At 66.0% G+C, this 15,705-nt stretch carries 16 protein-coding genes; 14 read left to right on the forward strand and 2 right to left on the reverse strand.

Going from position 1 to position 15,705, the window contains the following annotated elements; genetic code table 11:
- Window positions 1-6: 6 nt before the first annotated feature.
- Window positions 7-813 carry an enoyl-CoA hydratase/isomerase family protein gene (locus AU185_RS17200; RefSeq protein ID WP_059100892.1) on the reverse strand — a complete coding sequence of 269 codons (807 nt, stop codon included), beginning with the start codon at window positions 811-813 and terminating at the stop codon, window positions 7-9.
- Between the two features lie 95 nt (window positions 814-908).
- On the opposite strand from AU185_RS17200, the gene AU185_RS17205 reads away from it, so the two are divergent.
- The 4 genes from AU185_RS17205 (at window position 909) to AU185_RS17220 (ending at window position 4,476) form a co-directional block, all read left to right on the forward strand.
- Window positions 909-1,559, forward strand: coding sequence for a hotdog family protein (locus tag AU185_RS17205; protein ID WP_059100891.1), 651 nt, complete (start codon window positions 909-911; stop codon window positions 1,557-1,559).
- Entirely contained in the window at window positions 1,556-2,350 is a 795-nt protein-coding gene (locus AU185_RS17210; protein WP_059100890.1) for a FadR/GntR family transcriptional regulator, read from the forward strand. The genes AU185_RS17205 and AU185_RS17210 overlap by 4 nt, the downstream gene beginning before the upstream one ends.
- 9 nt (window positions 2,351-2,359) lie before the next feature.
- Window positions 2,360-3,235: an enoyl-CoA hydratase/isomerase family protein gene (locus tag AU185_RS17215; protein ID WP_059100889.1), complete on the forward strand. Its 876-nt coding sequence runs from the start codon at window positions 2,360-2,362 to the stop codon at window positions 3,233-3,235.
- A 65-nt stretch (window positions 3,236-3,300) separates the two neighbouring features.
- Complete coding sequence (locus AU185_RS17220; RefSeq protein ID WP_059101129.1) at window positions 3,301-4,476, forward strand: thiolase family protein; 1,176 nt, start codon at window positions 3,301-3,303, stop codon at window positions 4,474-4,476.
- 52 nt (window positions 4,477-4,528) lie between these two features.
- Here AU185_RS17220 and AU185_RS17225 read toward each other — a convergent pair whose 3' ends face one another.
- The gene (locus tag AU185_RS17225) at window positions 4,529-5,275 is read right to left on the reverse strand and encodes a TetR/AcrR family transcriptional regulator (protein ID WP_172800326.1); all 747 of its coding nucleotides are present in this window, start codon (window positions 5,273-5,275) and stop codon (window positions 4,529-4,531) included.
- A gap of 140 nt (window positions 5,276-5,415) precedes the next feature.
- Between AU185_RS17225 and AU185_RS17230 the strand changes: the two genes are divergently transcribed.
- From AU185_RS17230 to AU185_RS17275, 10 genes are all read left to right on the forward strand, one after another.
- Window positions 5,416-6,213, forward strand: coding sequence for an SDR family NAD(P)-dependent oxidoreductase (locus AU185_RS17230; RefSeq protein WP_059100888.1), 798 nt, complete (start codon window positions 5,416-5,418; stop codon window positions 6,211-6,213).
- Window positions 6,214-6,229: 16 nt separating this feature from the next.
- Window positions 6,230-7,237, forward strand: a complete 1,008-nt coding sequence (locus AU185_RS17235) for a dihydrodipicolinate synthase family protein (protein WP_059100887.1) — start codon at window positions 6,230-6,232, stop codon at window positions 7,235-7,237.
- Window positions 7,238-7,322: 85 nt separating this feature from the next.
- Entirely contained in the window at window positions 7,323-8,177 is an 855-nt protein-coding gene (locus AU185_RS17240) for an enoyl-CoA hydratase (protein WP_059100886.1), read from the forward strand.
- A complete protein-coding gene (locus tag AU185_RS17245) occupies window positions 8,174-9,394 on the forward strand; it encodes an amidohydrolase family protein (RefSeq protein WP_059100885.1) in 1,221 nt (406 codons plus the stop codon). The genes AU185_RS17240 and AU185_RS17245 overlap by 4 nt, the downstream gene beginning before the upstream one ends.
- A gap of 1 nt (window position 9,395) precedes the next feature.
- The gene (locus tag AU185_RS17250; RefSeq protein WP_059100884.1) at window positions 9,396-11,012 is read left to right on the forward strand and encodes an acyl-CoA synthetase; all 1,617 of its coding nucleotides are present in this window, start codon (window positions 9,396-9,398) and stop codon (window positions 11,010-11,012) included.
- A complete protein-coding gene (locus tag AU185_RS17255) occupies window positions 11,009-11,866 on the forward strand; it encodes an amidohydrolase family protein (RefSeq protein ID WP_059100883.1) in 858 nt (285 codons plus the stop codon). Before AU185_RS17250 ends, AU185_RS17255 begins: the two co-directional genes overlap by 4 nt.
- Window positions 11,866-12,921, forward strand: a complete 1,056-nt coding sequence (locus AU185_RS17260; RefSeq protein WP_059100882.1) for an acyl-CoA dehydrogenase family protein — start codon at window positions 11,866-11,868, stop codon at window positions 12,919-12,921. Before AU185_RS17255 ends, AU185_RS17260 begins: the two co-directional genes overlap by 1 nt.
- On the forward strand, window positions 12,922-14,121 hold the full coding sequence (locus AU185_RS17265; RefSeq protein ID WP_059100881.1) for an acyl-CoA dehydrogenase family protein: 1,200 nt from the start codon (window positions 12,922-12,924) through the stop codon (window positions 14,119-14,121).
- A gap of 85 nt (window positions 14,122-14,206) precedes the next feature.
- Window positions 14,207-15,187, forward strand: a complete 981-nt coding sequence (locus tag AU185_RS17270; RefSeq protein WP_059100880.1) for an NAD-dependent epimerase/dehydratase family protein — start codon at window positions 14,207-14,209, stop codon at window positions 15,185-15,187.
- Window positions 15,184-15,672 carry a nuclear transport factor 2 family protein gene (locus tag AU185_RS17275; protein WP_059100879.1) on the forward strand — a complete coding sequence of 163 codons (489 nt, stop codon included), beginning with the start codon at window positions 15,184-15,186 and terminating at the stop codon, window positions 15,670-15,672. Before AU185_RS17270 ends, AU185_RS17275 begins: the two co-directional genes overlap by 4 nt.
- Window positions 15,673-15,705: the final 33 nt, after the last annotated feature.

The raw sequence follows: 15,705 nt of genomic DNA on the forward strand, positions 1-15,705 counted from the left end.
CTATCGTCAGCGCCCTTGGAATTCCGGCGGGCGCTTGTCACGGAACGCCGCCAGGCCTTCTTTGAAATCCGCGGTGCGGCAGGACAGCTCCAATCCGTACAGCTCCTGGTTCATGGCCTGCGGCAATGTGGCGTGCTGGCCGTACTGGATTGCCTGCTTGGCCAGCCCGATGGCCACGGTCGGGCCGGACGCCAGCCGGTCGAGGAGTTCGTCGCTCGCGGCATCGACTTCCGTCTCTGCGACCGCGCGGTGGATCAGCCCCCACTCGAATGCCTCGGTGCCGCTGACCTTCTCGCCGAGCAGCAGCATTCGTCGTGCCCGCGCCAATCCGACGAGCCGCGGCAGCAGCCAGGTCGAACCCGAGTCGGGGCTGAAGCCGCGGCCGATGAACGGCTCCCAGAACACCGCATCCTCCGCTGCGACGGCGAAGTCGGCTGCCAGAGCGAGGTTGCAGCCGAGGCCGGCTGCCCAGCCGCGCACCGTGCACACCACCGGCAACTGGATGGTGTGCACCAGCTCGACCACCCGGTTCGCGGCATGGGGGATGCGCCGGGTGAGATCGCCGCTGCGGGGGCGTCGTCCATCAGCATTCGTGGCCACCCAGTCCGCGCCGGCGCAGAAGTCCGATCCGCCGCCGCGGATGTGCACCGCGCGCAGGGAGTCGTCGCTGGCCGCCGAGGTCAAGATCGTCACGAGATCGTCGATCATCGTGTGGCTCAATGAGTTACGCCGCGCCGGCCGATCGACTGTGATGCGCAGGATCGCTTCGTCGCGCGATGTCGCCACCGCCCCGTCGTCGGCCGTACCGGTCACCGTGGAATCCGTCCATCTCAAGCTATACGGTTAGACGTACAGTAATGCTATCTTGTACAAGTTAGCAAGGACAGCTCCCGCGATGGAAGGTAGTCATGGCGCACACGACGCCCAGCTTCGGTGAGCAGCCCCTGCCGCAGACCGTCGCCGCGGCGGGCGCGATCCGTCGGCTCAGCGGGCTGCTGCTGTCGCTGGAGCACGACCACCCGACCGTCGATGCCATGCTCGGGCAGATCGACGAGTGGGAACGCGAACTGGCCGCTGCGGCACCGGCGGATCTCACACCACGGATCGGCCCCGCGGCCACCGACTCCCAGCGCATCTACCTCGATCACGCATTTGACGTCGGCGCGTACAACCCGGCCTTTCCCGAGTACACCTTTGACGAAATCGGCGAGGTTGCGGCCACGGGGCGAGTCACCTTCCCTGTGCTGTTCGAAGGTCCGCCCGGGTTGGTCAACGGCGGGTTCCTGGCGGTGTTCTTCGACTGCGTGACACAGCATCACAGTTGCGCGACGGGGCGAACCGGTAAGACCCGCTCGCTGACCGTCACATTCCGCAAGCCGACGCCGATCCTCACCGAACTCGGCTTCGACGTGACCCGCGTGGAGACCGACGGGCGGGTGACCTCGACCGCCCGATTGCTCCGCGAAGACGACGTGTTGTGCATCGGGGAGTTCCACACCGCGGCGTCCCCACCTGACCGGCTTTCGGTGTTCGAGTTCGGGAAACGCCGCGACAGATGATCAGGTCCCAGCGGATCCGTCAACCGAGGGTGGCCGAGATCGTCGCCGCGAGGCTGCGTGACGACATCCTTTCAGGGCGGCTCAAAGAGGGCGACGTGTTGCCATCTCAGGACGGCCTGCTCGCCGAATTCGGCGTCAGCCCACCGGCGTTGCGCGAGGCCATCCATCTTCTCGAGGTGGATGGGCTGATCTCGGTGCGCCGAGGCAACATGGGCGGCGCGGTGGTGCATCTGCCGTCGGCCGACCGAACCGCGCACATGATCAGCATGGTGCTGCAGGCCCGGTCGGCGACACCGGCCGACGTCAGCGGTGCGCTACTGCATCTCGAGCCGGTCTGTGCGGGCATGTGCGCCGCCCGGAAAGACCGCATGACCGAGGTGATGCCTTACCTGGAACAAGAAATCGGCAGGCAGACAACCGCGTTCGACGATCCTGTGCAGTTCGTCCCGAACGCTCGGCGCTTTCATGAGGCGATCGTTGCTCGATGCGGCAACGAGCCGATGATCCTGCTGATCGGCTCGCTGGAGTTGATCTGGTCGGCACACGAATCGTCGGTGTGGGGCGACGAAACGGGCACCGCCGGCACGGACAGCCCGGCGGGGGAGATGAACCAGAAGACCATGCGGGCGGCGCTGCGCGACCACCACCGGTTGCTCGGCGCGATCCGCGACGGCGACGAAGCCCGTGCGGTGCGGTTGGCCACCGACCATCTGGCCGCTGCGCGACGCAACACGCTCGCCGTCGGCGCAGACAAAACCATTGAGGCCAAGCTCATTTCCAGCGTTCAGTGAGGACACCCGATGACCACTACCGCCGATGACCGCGTGCTGTTCGACGTCGACCGCGAAAAGCGGATCGCGACGATCACGTTCAACAACCCGGCACAGCGCAACTCCTATGACGCGGCGATGCGGGACGCCGTCGGCCGGCACCTCGACCAGGTCGCCGACGACGACGACATCACGGTGGTGTTGTTGCGTGGCGCCGACAGTGTGTTCAGTACCGGGGCCGACATGAACAACGCCTACGCCTGGTATGGCGACAAGGACTCGGCGCAAGCCAAGCGGCGCCCGAGCCAACGCCGTCGGCTGACGGTCGACCGCAAGTCCTTCGGCTTCTACCACAACTTCATGGGCTTCCCGAAGGTCACGGTCGGAGAGATCAGCGGGTACGCGCTGGGCGGCGGCTTCGAGATGGCGTTGATGACCGACATCTCCGTGATCGCCCGCACGACCAAGATCGGGATGCCCGCAACCCGCTTCCTCGGCCCCGCGCTGGGCAGCCTGCACATGTTCTTCCACCGGTTGGGTCCGGTGCTCGCGCGACGACTCCTGCTCACCGGCGACATCATCGAGGCCGGGGCGGTCGAGCATCTCGGCGTCTTCACCGAAACCTGCGATCCCGACAAGGTCTCGGCACGGGCGCGGTACTGGGCCGAGAAGGCGGCCAAGATGCCGGCCGACGGCGTCGTGATCGCCAAGGAGGCGTTCCGCCTCGTCGAGCAGAGCCAGGCCTACCAGGGTGAGGAAGTGGCGAGCTATCTGTTTCATGCCTACGGGACGAACCTGCAGTTCGCCGACGGTGAGTTCAACTTCGTCAAGACGCGGGCGCAGCACGGCACCAAGGAAGCGTTCCGGCTGCGTGACGAGCATTTCCACGTGCCGGAGCCCGAATAGCGGGGTTCGCTACACTATCTGCTAGTTTTGTAACGTCGCTTACGTCGAACCCCGAGGTGGAGAACATGCGCACACCCGTCATCGTCGGTGCCGCCAGGACGGCGATCGGCCGGTCCTTCAAGGGCACGCTGGTCAACACTCCACCCGAAACGCTGATCACCACCGTGCTGCCCGAGGTGATCAGGCGGTCGGGGATCGACCCGAAGGCCATCGACGACCTCATTTTCGCCGAATCACATTACGGCGGTGGCGATCTCGCCCGCTATGCGGCCGACGCCATCGGCCTGCAGGACGTACCCGGGCAGTCGGTGAACCGGCACTGCGCGGGAAGCCTCACCGCGATCGGCAATGCATCGGCGCAGATCGGCTCCGGTATGGAGCGTGCGCTGATCGCCGGTGGTGTGCAGTCGCTGTCCATGACGCCGCTGGTCAACTGGCGCATCCCCGGGCCCGAGTTGAAGTTCGAAGAGAAGTGGATGCCGCCGACGCACGTCGAGACGCCCGACGCCCCGTGCAAGGACATGTCGATCACCGTCGGCTGGAACACCGCCCAGGCGGTCGGCATCACCCGCGAAGAGATGGACGCATGGGCGGCGCGGTCGCATCAACGCGCCATCGCCGCGATCGACGCCGGCAAGTTCGTCGACGAAATCGTGCCGCTGAAGGTACAGCAGTTCGACGGTTCGGTGATCGAGTTCAGCGTCGACGAGCATCCGCGCCGCGACACCACCGTCGAGAAGCTGGCCGGCCTCAAGCCACTGCATCCGGAGATCGAGGGCTTCTCGATCACCGCGGGCAACAGCAGCGGCACCAACGATGCCGCGGCCGCGGTGGCGCTGGTGGACAGTGAGTACGCCGACGCCGAGAACTTGACCAAGATGGCGACCGTGCGGGCCTGGGCCGCGGCGGGCGTGCCACCGCGCGATTGCGGGCTCGGTGCGGTGAAGGCCATCGGCAAGGTGCTCGATCGTGCCGGGCTCAAGCCATCCGATGTCGCGCTGTGGGAGATCAACGAAGCGTTCGCATCGGTGCCGATCGCGGCCTGCCGTGAGTTCGGCATCGACGAGGAGTTGGTGAACTTCTCCGGAAGTGGTTGCAGCCTCGGCCATCCCATCGCCGCATCCGGCGCGCGGATGGTCACCACGCTGGTCTACGAGTTGCAGCGGCGCGGCGGTGGCATCGGCGTCGCCGGGATGTGTGCGGGCGGCGGCCAGGGCGGCGCGGTCGTCATCGAGGTCTAGGAGATTTCGGTGTAGTTGGTTGCGGTGAGCGCGATGAACTACACCGAAATCGCTATTTACGAGACTTCTTCGCGGGCTTGGTCTTCGTCTCATCGATCAACCGGCCCGCGTGATCGAGAATGCACTCGAGGCCGAACTCGAAGTTCTTGTCGTCGGCCGCACCGATGTGGTGACCCTTCTCGGTGACCAAGGCCAGCAGCGGGGTGGTCTCGGCGTCGATGGTCATCGTCTCCTCGATGTCGCTCGGACCCTCGGCGGCCGCGCGGTTCTTCTCGCGAAGGCGGTGCAGCACCACCGATCCGCGAACGTGCACCGACACCGCGGAGTAGGTGTCGAATGCGTCCTCGGCCGAAAGGCCCGCCTCCACCAGGCCGGCGATCGCCTTCTCGACCTCCTGCACGCCGACCTTCGCCGTCCGCGGGCTCAGCGCGGACCGGATGAGGATCAGGTCGCACAGAATCGGGTTGCCCATGAATGTCTTTCGCATCGTGCGTGCGTGGTTGCGCAACGTCTCGCGCCAGTCCTTGGCCTCCACATACGGCGTCGCGAAGACGTACTGGCGCAGCGCGCGGTCGGTCATCGCGTTGAGCAGGTCGTCCTTCTTGCGGAAGTACCAGTAGATGCTCGTCACGCCGACACCGAGGTGCTTGCCCAGCAGTGGCATGGACAAGTTGTCGATGCCCACCTGTTCGGCGAGTTCGAAGGCGCCGTTGATGATGTCGTCGGGATTGATGGATCCGCGCTCACGTCGCTGACGCTTCTCGGCGGTCGGTTGCCTTGCCACGTAGGGCACCTCCATCGAATCAGCTGTACGTTGCGCCCCCGCGAACGGGGTTGGTGGACCTGAATGTACCGTCAGCCGCTTCCGACGGTGATTTCACCGTTCTACTGTAAGTCCTATAGTAAGGTTCACTACCGAATCGGGTAGCGAAAGGCCGTATGGATCTCGGGCTGAAGGACGCCACGGCCGTCGTGGTCGGCGGCGGGCGCGGGATGGGTTTCGCGACCGCGCGTTGCCTGGCCGAAGACGGTGCCCGGGTGGCGGTCGTCGGCCGCACACCGGACGTCCTCGACGACGCGGCCACAGCCCTCGCCGAACTCGGCAGCCCCGACGCGGTGGCGCTGACCGCCGACACCACCGACATCGACCAGGTTCAGCGGGTCTTCGATGAGGTCGGGAAGCGCTGGGACGGCGGGCTCAACATCCTCATCAACGCCGTTGGACCCGACGCCGTCGGCACCTTCGAGGATCTGACCGACGAGCAGTGGCGAAACGCGTTCGACGGCGGAGTGATGGGAATGGTGCACTGCGTGCGTTCGGCGCTTCCGTTGCTGCGCACCGCGGATTGGGCGCGCATCGTCAACTTCTCCGCGCATTCGACACAACGGCAGAGCGTGATCCTGCCCGCTTACACCGCGGCCAAAGCGGCGCTGACCAGTGTTTCGAAAAACCTGTCGTTGTTGCTGGCCAAGGACGAGATCCTGGTCAACGTGGTCTCACCGGGCAGCATCGCATCGGAAGCATTGATCGGCTGGGCCGAATCCGTCGGTGTCGACGGCAACGATCCGTACGCGTTGATGGCCGCCATCGGCGAGCACTTCGGCCACCCTGCTCACCTGCCGCGGGCCGGCTTACCGCACGAAATCGCGCCCGTCGTCGCGTTTCTCGCGTCTCGGCGCAACTCGTACATGACGGGGGCCAACGTCAACGTCGACGGCGGCTCAGACTTCACCTGAGACTGAGGAGATCATCGTGGCGACGGCGAAAGACGCTCGAGAGTGGGCCCGCACTCATCTGCGGGGTATCGGCGACTCGCTGTACACGCCCTTCTGCGGTGTCGACGGCGACGACATCGACTGGGACGCGTATCGGGCGCTGGTGCGGCACTGCGTCGGCGTTCTGAATCACCCGCTGCTGTGGTGCACGAGCGGCATCGCCGAATTCTGGGCCCTGACGATCGACGAGCGAAAACGATTGCTGGAGATCGCAATCGAAGAGGGCCGGGCCGCCAATCCCGACGTTGTCGTTCAGGCGTGCACGGCCGCGACGGCGGCCAAGGACTGCCTCGAGCTGACGCGTCATGCACAGGAGGTCGGCGCCGACATCGTCTACATCCAGACCCCGATGATGGAAGCGCACGGCGGAGTCGGCGTGCTGCGCTTTTTCCGATACATCGCCGACCGCACCGACATCGCGCTCGGAATGTTCAACTCGCCGTCGTCGGGTTACGTGTTGACACCGGCCGAAAGCGCCGAAATCTTCCACGAGATTCCGGCTGTCTGCGCGACGAAGGAAGGTGCGTTCCGCCCGGCCGCCAGCCGGATGCTGCACGAGTTGGCGCCCGGACTTGCGGTGTGGGAGTGCGACAAGACCGTGTACCGCGCCGGGTGGCTGCGCGACGGCGTCGTCTGCCCCGCGCAACTCGGCACCGCCGGGTACCTGTTCGAGACCGCTGCGCACCGGCCGTTCTCGGAGTACTGGGAACTCATCCTGGCCGACAAGCTCGTCGAGGCCATGGACCATGCGCGGGAATCGGGGCTGGACCAGTTCGACCTCGACATGGGGTCGTGGTTCACCTGCTATCCGGGTCGGCCGGACTACTTCACACATTGGGGCGGCGCGTTCAAGTACGCGGCATCGGTGCTCGGACTGCCCATCGGCGCGTATCCGCACTCGCGGCCGCCGCAGGCGGGGCTGCCCGCCGAGGCCAGAGCCCAGATCGACGCTGCATATCGGCGGTTCGGGCTGGTCGGCAGCTGAGTTCCCGACGGTTGCGGAAGGCACTACCGATAGGTGTACAGTATGAGCATTCACAAGCCTCGGACCGCCGGAGGAGGACTGCCGGGTGAGCGCTCCTGACCACGTCGCCGAACCGGTCATCACCCCGGTGCGCTACGAGGTGCGTAACACCGGCGTCGCGCTGATCACGCTCAATCGGCCGGACCGGATGAACGGATGGGGCGGCGGGCTCGCCACCATGTTCTACGAGCGACTGGACTGTGCCGAGGCGGACCCCACCGTGCGGGCGATCGTGGTCACCGGCAGCGGTCGCGCATTCTGTGCCGGCGCGGACATGGGGGATCTGACCACGATCAGCGCCGCCACCGTCGAAGGCGCCGCCGACGCCGACGTCGGGAAGCTGGTCGGCGCGCGCCATCCACACTTCGTGATGAGCATGCGCAAACCCGTCGTCGCCGCGATCAACGGAGCCTGCGCGGGAATGGGTTTGACGCTGGCGCTGATGTGCGACGTGCGCTTCGCGGCCGACGGCGCCAAGTTCACGACCTCGTTCGCGCGACGTGGGCTGATCGCCGAATACGGGATCTCCTGGATCCTGCCGCGGATCGTGGGCACCGGGGTGGCGATGGACCTGCTGCTGTCCGGCCGGATGTTCTTCGCCGACGAGGCCGCACGGCTCGGCGTGGTCAACGAGGTGCTGGCGCCGGACGAGTTGCTATCCCGCGCGATCGGCTATGCCGAGGACATCGCCGCCAACTGTGCGCCCAGTTCGCTGGCGGTGATCAAGCAACAGGTGTACGCAGACACCATGCGCAGTGTCTTCGAAGCCAGCGACCATGCCGAGAAGCTGATGCACGAATCGATGACGCGGCCCGACTTCCTCGAGGGCATCACGAGCTTCTTCGAGAAGCGCCCACCGAACTTTCCGCCGTTGACACCGCAGCAGGAGGACACCCCATGACTTCCCCGAAACCGCTGGACTACATGGCCATCGACGTCGACAACCACTACTACGAACCGGTCGACTCGTTCACGAGGCACCTGCCCAAGGAGTTCAAACGCCGTGGCGTGCAAATGCTCACCGACGGCAAGCGCACTTTCGCGGTGATCGGCGAGCGGGTCAACCACTTCATCCCGAACCCGACGTTCGACCCGATCATCGAACCCGGGTGCCTGGACCTGCTGTTCCGCGGCGAGATTCCCGACGGCGTCGACCCGGCATCGCTGATGAAGGTCGACCGGTTGGCCGACCACCCCGAGTACCAGAACCGCGACGCCCGGGTGAAGACCCTCGACAAGCAGAACCTCGAGACGGTGTTCATGCTGCCGACGTTCGCGTGCGGCGTCGAGGAGGCGCTCAAGCACGACATCGAGGCGACGATGGCGTCGGTGCACGCATTCAACCTGTGGCTGGACGAGGATTGGGGCTTCGACCGGCCCGACCACCGGTTCATCTCGGCGCCGATCATCTCGCTGGCCGACCCCGACAAGGCGGTCGAGGAGGTCGAGTTCGTCCTGGGTCGCGGCGCCAAGACGGTGTGCGTGCGGCCCGCGCCCGTGCCGGGCGTGGTGAAACCGCGGTCGCTGGGCGATCCGCTGCACGATCCGGTCTGGGCGCGCCTCGCCGAAGCCGGCGTGCCGGTGATCTTCCACCTGTCCGACAGCGGGTACCTCGCGATTGCGGCGCTGTGGGGCGGCAAGTCGACGTTTGAGGGCTTCGGCAAGAAGGATCCGCTCGACCAGGTCCTGCTCGACGACCGCGCCATCCACGACTCGATGGCCTCGATGATCGTGCACCAGGTGTTCACCCGGCACCCCAAGCTGAAGGTGGCCAGCATCGAGAACGGTTCCTACTTCGTCTACCGGCTGATCAAGCGGCTGAAGAAGGCGGCCAACACGGCGCCGTACCACTTCAAGGAGGACCCGGTCGAGCAGTTGCGCAACAACGTCTGGATCGCGCCGTACTACGAGGACGACGTCAAACTGCTGGCCGAGACCATCGGCGTGGACAAGATCCTGTTCGGCTCGGACTGGCCGCACGGCGAAGGCCTGGCCGACCCGATGGCGTTCACCGCCGACATCCCGCAGTTCCCCGAGTTCAGTGCCGAAGACACCCGGAAGGTGATGCGCGACAACGCTCTCGAGCTGCTCGGTGCGAGCGTGCGGGTCGGCGCCTAGCATGCCCGAGTGGACCATCGGGGCGGTCCTCGACGCGATCGCTCAGGCGGTGCCCGATCGGCTGATGACGGTATGCGGGGCCCGCCGCAGCACGTTCGGCGAGTCGGCCGAGCGCACCCGTCGGCTCGCCAACTACCTTGCCGGGCAAGGGTTCGGCGCGCACCGCGAACGCGCCGAACTGCAGAACTGGGAGTGCGGGCAGGACCGCGTCGCGCTGCTCATGCACAACGACCTGTACCCCGACATGGTGATCGGATGCCTGAAGGCGCGCACCGTCCCGGTCAACGTGAACTACAACTACACGCCCCGCGAGGTCACCGAACTCCTCGACTACCTGCGCCCCCGCGCCGTCATCTATCATCGGTCCTTCGGACCCAAGTTCGCCGACGTGCTTCCACCCGCCAGCGCCGACCTGATGATCTCGGTCGATGACGACATTTCGGCTCCGCAGCTGCCGGGTGCCATCGCCTTGGAAGATGCGCTGGCGCACGGCGATACCGACCACCACATCATGCCCTCGCCCGACGACGTGATGATGGTGTGCACCGGCGGCACCACCGGCCGGCCCAAGGGCGTGATGTGGCGCCAGAGCGATACCTATGTGATCTCGATGAACGGGGCCGACCACGACTCCGTCGACGAGATTCACGCCAAGGTCGCACACGGCGGACAACCGTGGTTCGCGGTGTCGCCGCTGATGCATGCCGCGGGAATGTGGACGGCGTTCGCCGCGCTGCTCAACGGACTGCCGGTGATCCTCTATGACCGGACGAGATTCGACCCGCGCGCGGTACTGGAAACCGCACAACGGGAGAAGGTCGGCCTGATGACGATGGTCGGGGATGCCTACGCCGCACCGCTGGTCGACGAGTTGCGCCGCGGCTCCTATGACCTGTCGTCGTTGTTCGCGATCGGCACCGGGGGAGCGGCGACCAACCCGAAACACCAACGCGCGCTGCTGGATCTGCTGCCGCAGATCACCTTGATCAACGGGTACGGATCCTCCGAAACCGGCAACGTCGGGTTCGGCCGCAGCCAGCGCGGCGAGGAGAAGGACACCTTCGAATTGCGTGACGGTGCACTGGTGCTGTCCGAGGACTACCGACGCTTCGTGGCGCCCGGCGAAGACGAGGTGGGCTTCGTCGCCCGCGGCGGGCGCATTCCGCTGGGCTACTTCGACGACGAAGCAGCGACACGACAGACGTTCCCGGTGGTCGACGGACGGCGTGTGGTGATCTCCGGTGACCGCGGATCGCTGTCGGCCGACGGCACGCTGCGGTTGTTCGGCCGCGACTCGCTGATCGTCAACACCGGGGGTGAGAAGGTTTTCGTCGAGGAGGTCGAGGAAGTGCTACGCGCCCACCCAGGCATCGCCGACGCGCTGGTGGTGGGCCGGCCGAGCGAGCGGTGGGGTCAGGAAGTCGTGGCACTTGTCGCCCTGCGGGACGGCGCGCATGCCACCCACGAAGCACTGCGCACACATTGCACGTCGAGCCTCGCACGCTTCAAGGCACCGAAGGAGTTCATCTTTGTCGATCACGTTCGTCGCCTCGGCAACGGCAAGCCCGATTACCGCTGGGCTAAAAGCACTGCGACACAACAGGTGTCGCTGACATGAGCGCCCAAGCCTCCCCGAAGGCCAATCGGACCATCGACTGCCTGGTCAACGTCCACTTCGGCGAGACCGAGCAGCAGCCGACGTGGATGCTCAAGGTCCGCGACGACTATTTCAAGGGTCCGCAGTCGATGTTCGCCCCCGTCGACCTGAGCGAATTGCTCGACGAGATGGACGAACAGGGCGTCGTCAAGGCGATCCTGATGGACAGCATCGCCAAACCCTCGACCACCGCGCGCAAGTTCGTTGATGCCAGGCCGGACAGGTTCGCGCTGGCGATGGGCGGTGTCAACCTGTTGCGGCCCATCCCGTCGCTGCGGGAGCTGGCAGCCGTCGTGAAGGACCTGCCGGTGGCGTATACGGCCGTGGGGCCGAGCTTCTGGGGCGACGGTCAGTATCCGCCCAGCGACGCCGTGTACTACCCGCTCTACACCAAGTGCGCCGAACTCGGATTGCCGCTGTGCGTCAACACCGGTCTGCCGGGACCGCCGATTCCGGGCGAGGTGCAGAACCCGATCCACCTCGACCGGGTTTGCGTGCGGTTCCCCGAACTCAAGCTGTGCATGATCCACGGTGCCGATCCGTGGTGGGACGTCGCGATCCGGTTGCTGATCAAGTATCAGAATCTTCGCCTGATGACATCGGCGTGGTCGCCGAAGCGGTTGCCCGACAGCCTGCTTCACTACATGCGCACCCGAGGACCGAACAAGGTGATCTATGCGTCGGACTGGCCGGTGCTCAAGATGCGCCGTGTCGTTCCCGAGGCAATCGCCCTCGACCTGCCGACCGAGGTGCTGAACAACTACCTGTACAACAACGCGCAGGAATTCTTCTTCGGCGCCGACAAGGAGCAGTGATGGACCGTTACGAACTGCGCAGGCTCGATTACAGCCTGTCCGAGGACCACCAGGCGCTGCAGGCGGCGTACAAGGACTTCTTCAAAACCCACTGTTCGATCGAAACCGTCCGCGCCGCAGAGGCATCCGGCTTCGACAAGAGCCTGTGGGAACGTCTGTGCACGATGGGCGCGACCACGATGGCGCTGCCCGAAGCTCTGGGCGGCGACGGAGCGGCACTGGTCGACCTGACGTTGGTGGCCGAGGAGATCGGCCGGTCGCTGGCCCCGGTGCCGTGGATCGACCACGTCTGCGCCGCGCGTCTGCTCGGCGGACTGGGCGCCGTCGATCCCGATATCGTCAGCGGCAAGCAGATCGTCGGCCTCGACCCGCAACAGGACAGCGCACCCGGGATGCGACTGCTGCCGAGTGCAGCGGTCGCCGACCATCTCATCGTCCGCGACGGCCCCGGTCTTCAAGACATCGTCAAGCTGACCTTCGCCACCCGGCCCGTCAAGGTGGACAACATCGGCCGGTTGCCGATGGCCTGGATCGATCCGTCGGCCGCCGACAGCCGGACAGTCCTGGCGAGCGGGGCCGATGCGGTGGCGGAATACCAACGAGCACTGGATGAATGGCGCGTCCTGACCGCCGCGGCGCTGGTCGGCCTCGTCGAGGAGACGATGACCATCGCCGCCGAGTTCGCCAAGACCCGCTACACCCTTGGTGTACCGATCTCGACATTGCAGGCGATCTCGCATCCGCTGGCCAATATCGCGATCACCGTCCAGGGCGGGCGCAACCTGGCGCGCCGCGCGGCGTGGTTCCTCGACAACGAGCCCGACGAGCGGCCCGAATTGGCGCCGTCGGCATTCGTGTTCATGGCCGAAGAGGCGTCCAAAGCCGCCACGATGGCCGTGCATGTCCAGGGCGGGCTCGGGGTTTCGGCCGAGGCCGCCGCCAGTGCATACCTGTTGCGCGCCAGGGGATGGGCGCTGGCCGGAGGAGACCCCGCCGCCAGTGCCAAGTACATCGCCGACATCGTCGCGGCGCGGGAGAGCGGTGAGGCCGAGTAAATGGATTTCTCACGGGTCGAACTCTCCGACGAAGACCGGGTGTTCCAGGACGAGGCGCGCGCGTTCCTGCGCGAGATCGTCACCGAGGACGTCCTGCGCCGCGATCGTGAGACCGGCGACAACTTCGACGAAGGCGTCCACCTGGCGCTCGGTAAGGCCGGTTACCTCGCGCGCGAATGGAAGCCGGAATCCGAAGGCGGATTCAACCGGGTGCGGCGTCGGATCTGGGAACTGGAGAAGCGCCGCGCGCACGCGCCGTGGGTGACGTTCGGCACCACCGCGATGATCGCGCGGTCGGTGGACAAGTTCGGCTCCCCGGAACTCAAGGCCGAGGTGATGCCGCGGGTGTACACCGGCGAAGTACGGCTCTGCCTGGGCTACACCGAACCCGAAGGCGGGTCCGACGTTGCGACCTGCAAGACCAGGGCGGTGCGGGAAGCCGATGGATCGAGCTGGGTCATCAACGGCTCGAAGATGTTCACCACCGGTGCGCACAACTGCCAGTACGTCTTCTTGATCACCAACACCGATCCCGATGCACCGAAGCACAAGAGCCTCACCATGTTCCTGGTACCGCTCGATTCGCCGGGCATCGAGATTCAGGGCATCCGCACCGTCGACGGCGATCGGACGAACATCGTCTACTACAGCGATGTCCGTGTGGACGACAAGTATCGCCTCGGTGAGGTGAACGACGGCTGGACGGTGGTGCGTGAACCGCTCAACGTCGAGCACGGCGCGGTCGAAGCGGCGGCCGACGGTCTTCAGGACGTCTCGATCATGATGCATCAGGCCAACACCATGGCCGCCGCGGTCGACAAGGCCGCGGCGAAGGTCACTGAGCCAGACCCCAACGGCCGCAGGTTGATCGACGACGGTTCGGTGGCGTACCGGTTGGGACGCAGCGTCGCCCGCATGGAGGCGGCGTTCTCGGCCACCAGCATCTTCGGTCGGGTGGCGCTGGCGCAGACGATGCGGGACATCTCGCCGGATCTGATGGACATCCTCGGCACCGCGTCGTCGCTGCCGCTGGGCGCCGACGGTGCCGCCGACGACGGCGCCGCGGAGTACGTGTATCGCTTCGCGCCGCTGGTCGGCATCTACGGTGGCACGCTGGAGGTGTTCCGCAACATGATCGCCCAATACGCGCTGGGTCTCGGCAAGCCGGCATACGCCCCCGTCGCCAAGAAAGCGTCCTAGACTTCTGCGCGAGCCTGCGAGCCGCCCCGCTCGTGACCCACGGAAGGTGACAACATTGCCGCCCGCCAACCGTCGAGCACTCGTGATGGGCGCCAGCGGCTTCGTCGGCTCCCATGTCACCCGCAAACTCGTCGAGCGCGGCGACGACGTCCGGGTGTACCTGCGCAAGACCAGTTCGACGGTGGCCATCGACGACCTCGATGTCGAACGCCGCTACGGCGATCTCTACGACGACGAGGCGCTGCGCGCGGCGATGTCCGACCGCGACGTCGTCTACTACTGCATCGTGGACACCCGCTTCCACCTGCGCGATCCGGCGCCGTTGTTCGAGACGAACGTCAACTGCCTGCGGCGGGTGCTCGAGGTCGCCGCCGAGACCGACCTTCATCGGTTCGTGTTCTGCAGCACCATCGGCACGATAGCGCTGGGCGACGGTCGCGGCCCGGTCACCGAGGACATGCCGTTCGACTGGGGCGACAAGGGCGGCGCATACATCGAATCACGCTGCCAGGCAGAGGATCTCGTGCTGCGCTACGTGCGCGAGCGCGGACTTCCCGCGGTGGCGATGTGCGTGTCGAACCCGTACGGCCCGGGCGATTGGCAGCCGCATCAGGGGTTGATGGTGCAGTACGCCGCATTCGGCAAGATCCCCGCCTACGTCCGGGGAGTGCACACCGAGGTCGTGGGCATCGAGGATGTCGCGCAGGCATTTCTGCTGGCCGGCGAGAACGGCGCGATAGGCGAGCGGTACATCATCTCGGAGTCATACATGTCGATGCGAGACATGTTGCAGACAGCGGCAACCGAGGTCGGGGCGACGCCGCCGCGATTCGGCGTCCCGCTCGCCCTGGTGTACACCGCGGTCGGAATGGCCACCGCGGCGGGCAGGCTGCTGCGACGCCAGATGCCGATCAACATCACCGGTGTCCGACTGTTGCACATCATGCCGCCGGCGGACCACAGTAAGGCCACAAGAGAACTGGGCTGGCAGCCACGGCCGACCGCCGAGTCGATCAGGCGGGCGGCGCGGTTCTATGTCGAACGCGCGAAAGAGATGGCCAAGTGACCGAAGCCGACCTCGTGGAGATCGAAGCGATCAAACAGTTGAAAGCGCGCTACTGCAGGCTGCTCGACACCAAGCAGTGGGCGGCCTGGCGCACCATCTTCGCCGACGACTTTCACAGCGATACCTCCGAAGCGGGCGGCAAGGTGATCGACGGCGCCGACGAGTTCGTCGCGTTCACCCGTAAGAGCCTGCGCAACCAGGCGACCGTGCACCAGGTGCATGCACCGGAGATCGAGATCACCTCGTCGACGACGGCACGCGGTGTGTGGGCGCTCGAGGACGTCGTGCGATTCGGTCCTGGCATCAACCTGCGCGGGTACGGGCACTACACCGAGACCTACGAGAAGGCCGACGGACGGTGGCGCATCAAGAGCTCGAAGCTGACGCGCTTACGCGAGGACCTCGGCAACGGTCTTGTCGCCGTGTTCATCTCGGATCCGATGCGCCGCGTGATCGGCCGGCTGTCGCGTCGGGTGATGAAGTAGGGCTCAGGACCTCGCGACAAACCTCACCAAGTG

The organism is Mycobacterium sp. GA-0227b (assembly GCF_001499855.1).
In the GTDB taxonomy this organism is placed as follows: Bacteria; Actinomycetota; Actinomycetes; order Mycobacteriales; family Mycobacteriaceae; genus Mycobacterium.

What these genes read in the sequence shown, in the direction of transcription:
- AU185_RS17205 (WP_059100891.1), top strand. Translation starts at nt 909, where the DNA reads ATGGCGCACACGACGCCCAGCTTCGGTGAGCAGCCCCTGCCGCAGACC.
- AU185_RS17210 (WP_059100890.1), top strand. Translation starts at nt 1,556, where the DNA reads ATGATCAGGTCCCAGCGGATCCGTCAACCGAGGGTGGCCGAGATCGTC.
- AU185_RS17215 (WP_059100889.1), top strand. Translation starts at nt 2,360, where the DNA reads ATGACCACTACCGCCGATGACCGCGTGCTGTTCGACGTCGACCGCGAA.
- AU185_RS17220 (WP_059101129.1), top strand. Translation starts at nt 3,301, where the DNA reads ATGCGCACACCCGTCATCGTCGGTGCCGCCAGGACGGCGATCGGCCGG.
- AU185_RS17225 (WP_172800326.1), bottom strand. Translation starts at nt 5,275, where the DNA reads ATGGAGGTGCCCTACGTGGCAAGGCAACCGACCGCCGAGAAGCGTCAG.
- AU185_RS17230 (WP_059100888.1), top strand. Translation starts at nt 5,416, where the DNA reads ATGGATCTCGGGCTGAAGGACGCCACGGCCGTCGTGGTCGGCGGCGGG.
- AU185_RS17245 (WP_059100885.1), top strand. Translation starts at nt 8,174, where the DNA reads ATGACTTCCCCGAAACCGCTGGACTACATGGCCATCGACGTCGACAAC.
- AU185_RS17250 (WP_059100884.1), top strand. Translation starts at nt 9,396, where the DNA reads ATGCCCGAGTGGACCATCGGGGCGGTCCTCGACGCGATCGCTCAGGCG.
- AU185_RS17255 (WP_059100883.1), top strand. Translation starts at nt 11,009, where the DNA reads ATGAGCGCCCAAGCCTCCCCGAAGGCCAATCGGACCATCGACTGCCTG.
- AU185_RS17260 (WP_059100882.1), top strand. Translation starts at nt 11,866, where the DNA reads ATGGACCGTTACGAACTGCGCAGGCTCGATTACAGCCTGTCCGAGGAC.
- AU185_RS17265 (WP_059100881.1), top strand. Translation starts at nt 12,922, where the DNA reads ATGGATTTCTCACGGGTCGAACTCTCCGACGAAGACCGGGTGTTCCAG.
- AU185_RS17270 (WP_059100880.1), top strand. Translation starts at nt 14,207, where the DNA reads ATGGGCGCCAGCGGCTTCGTCGGCTCCCATGTCACCCGCAAACTCGTC.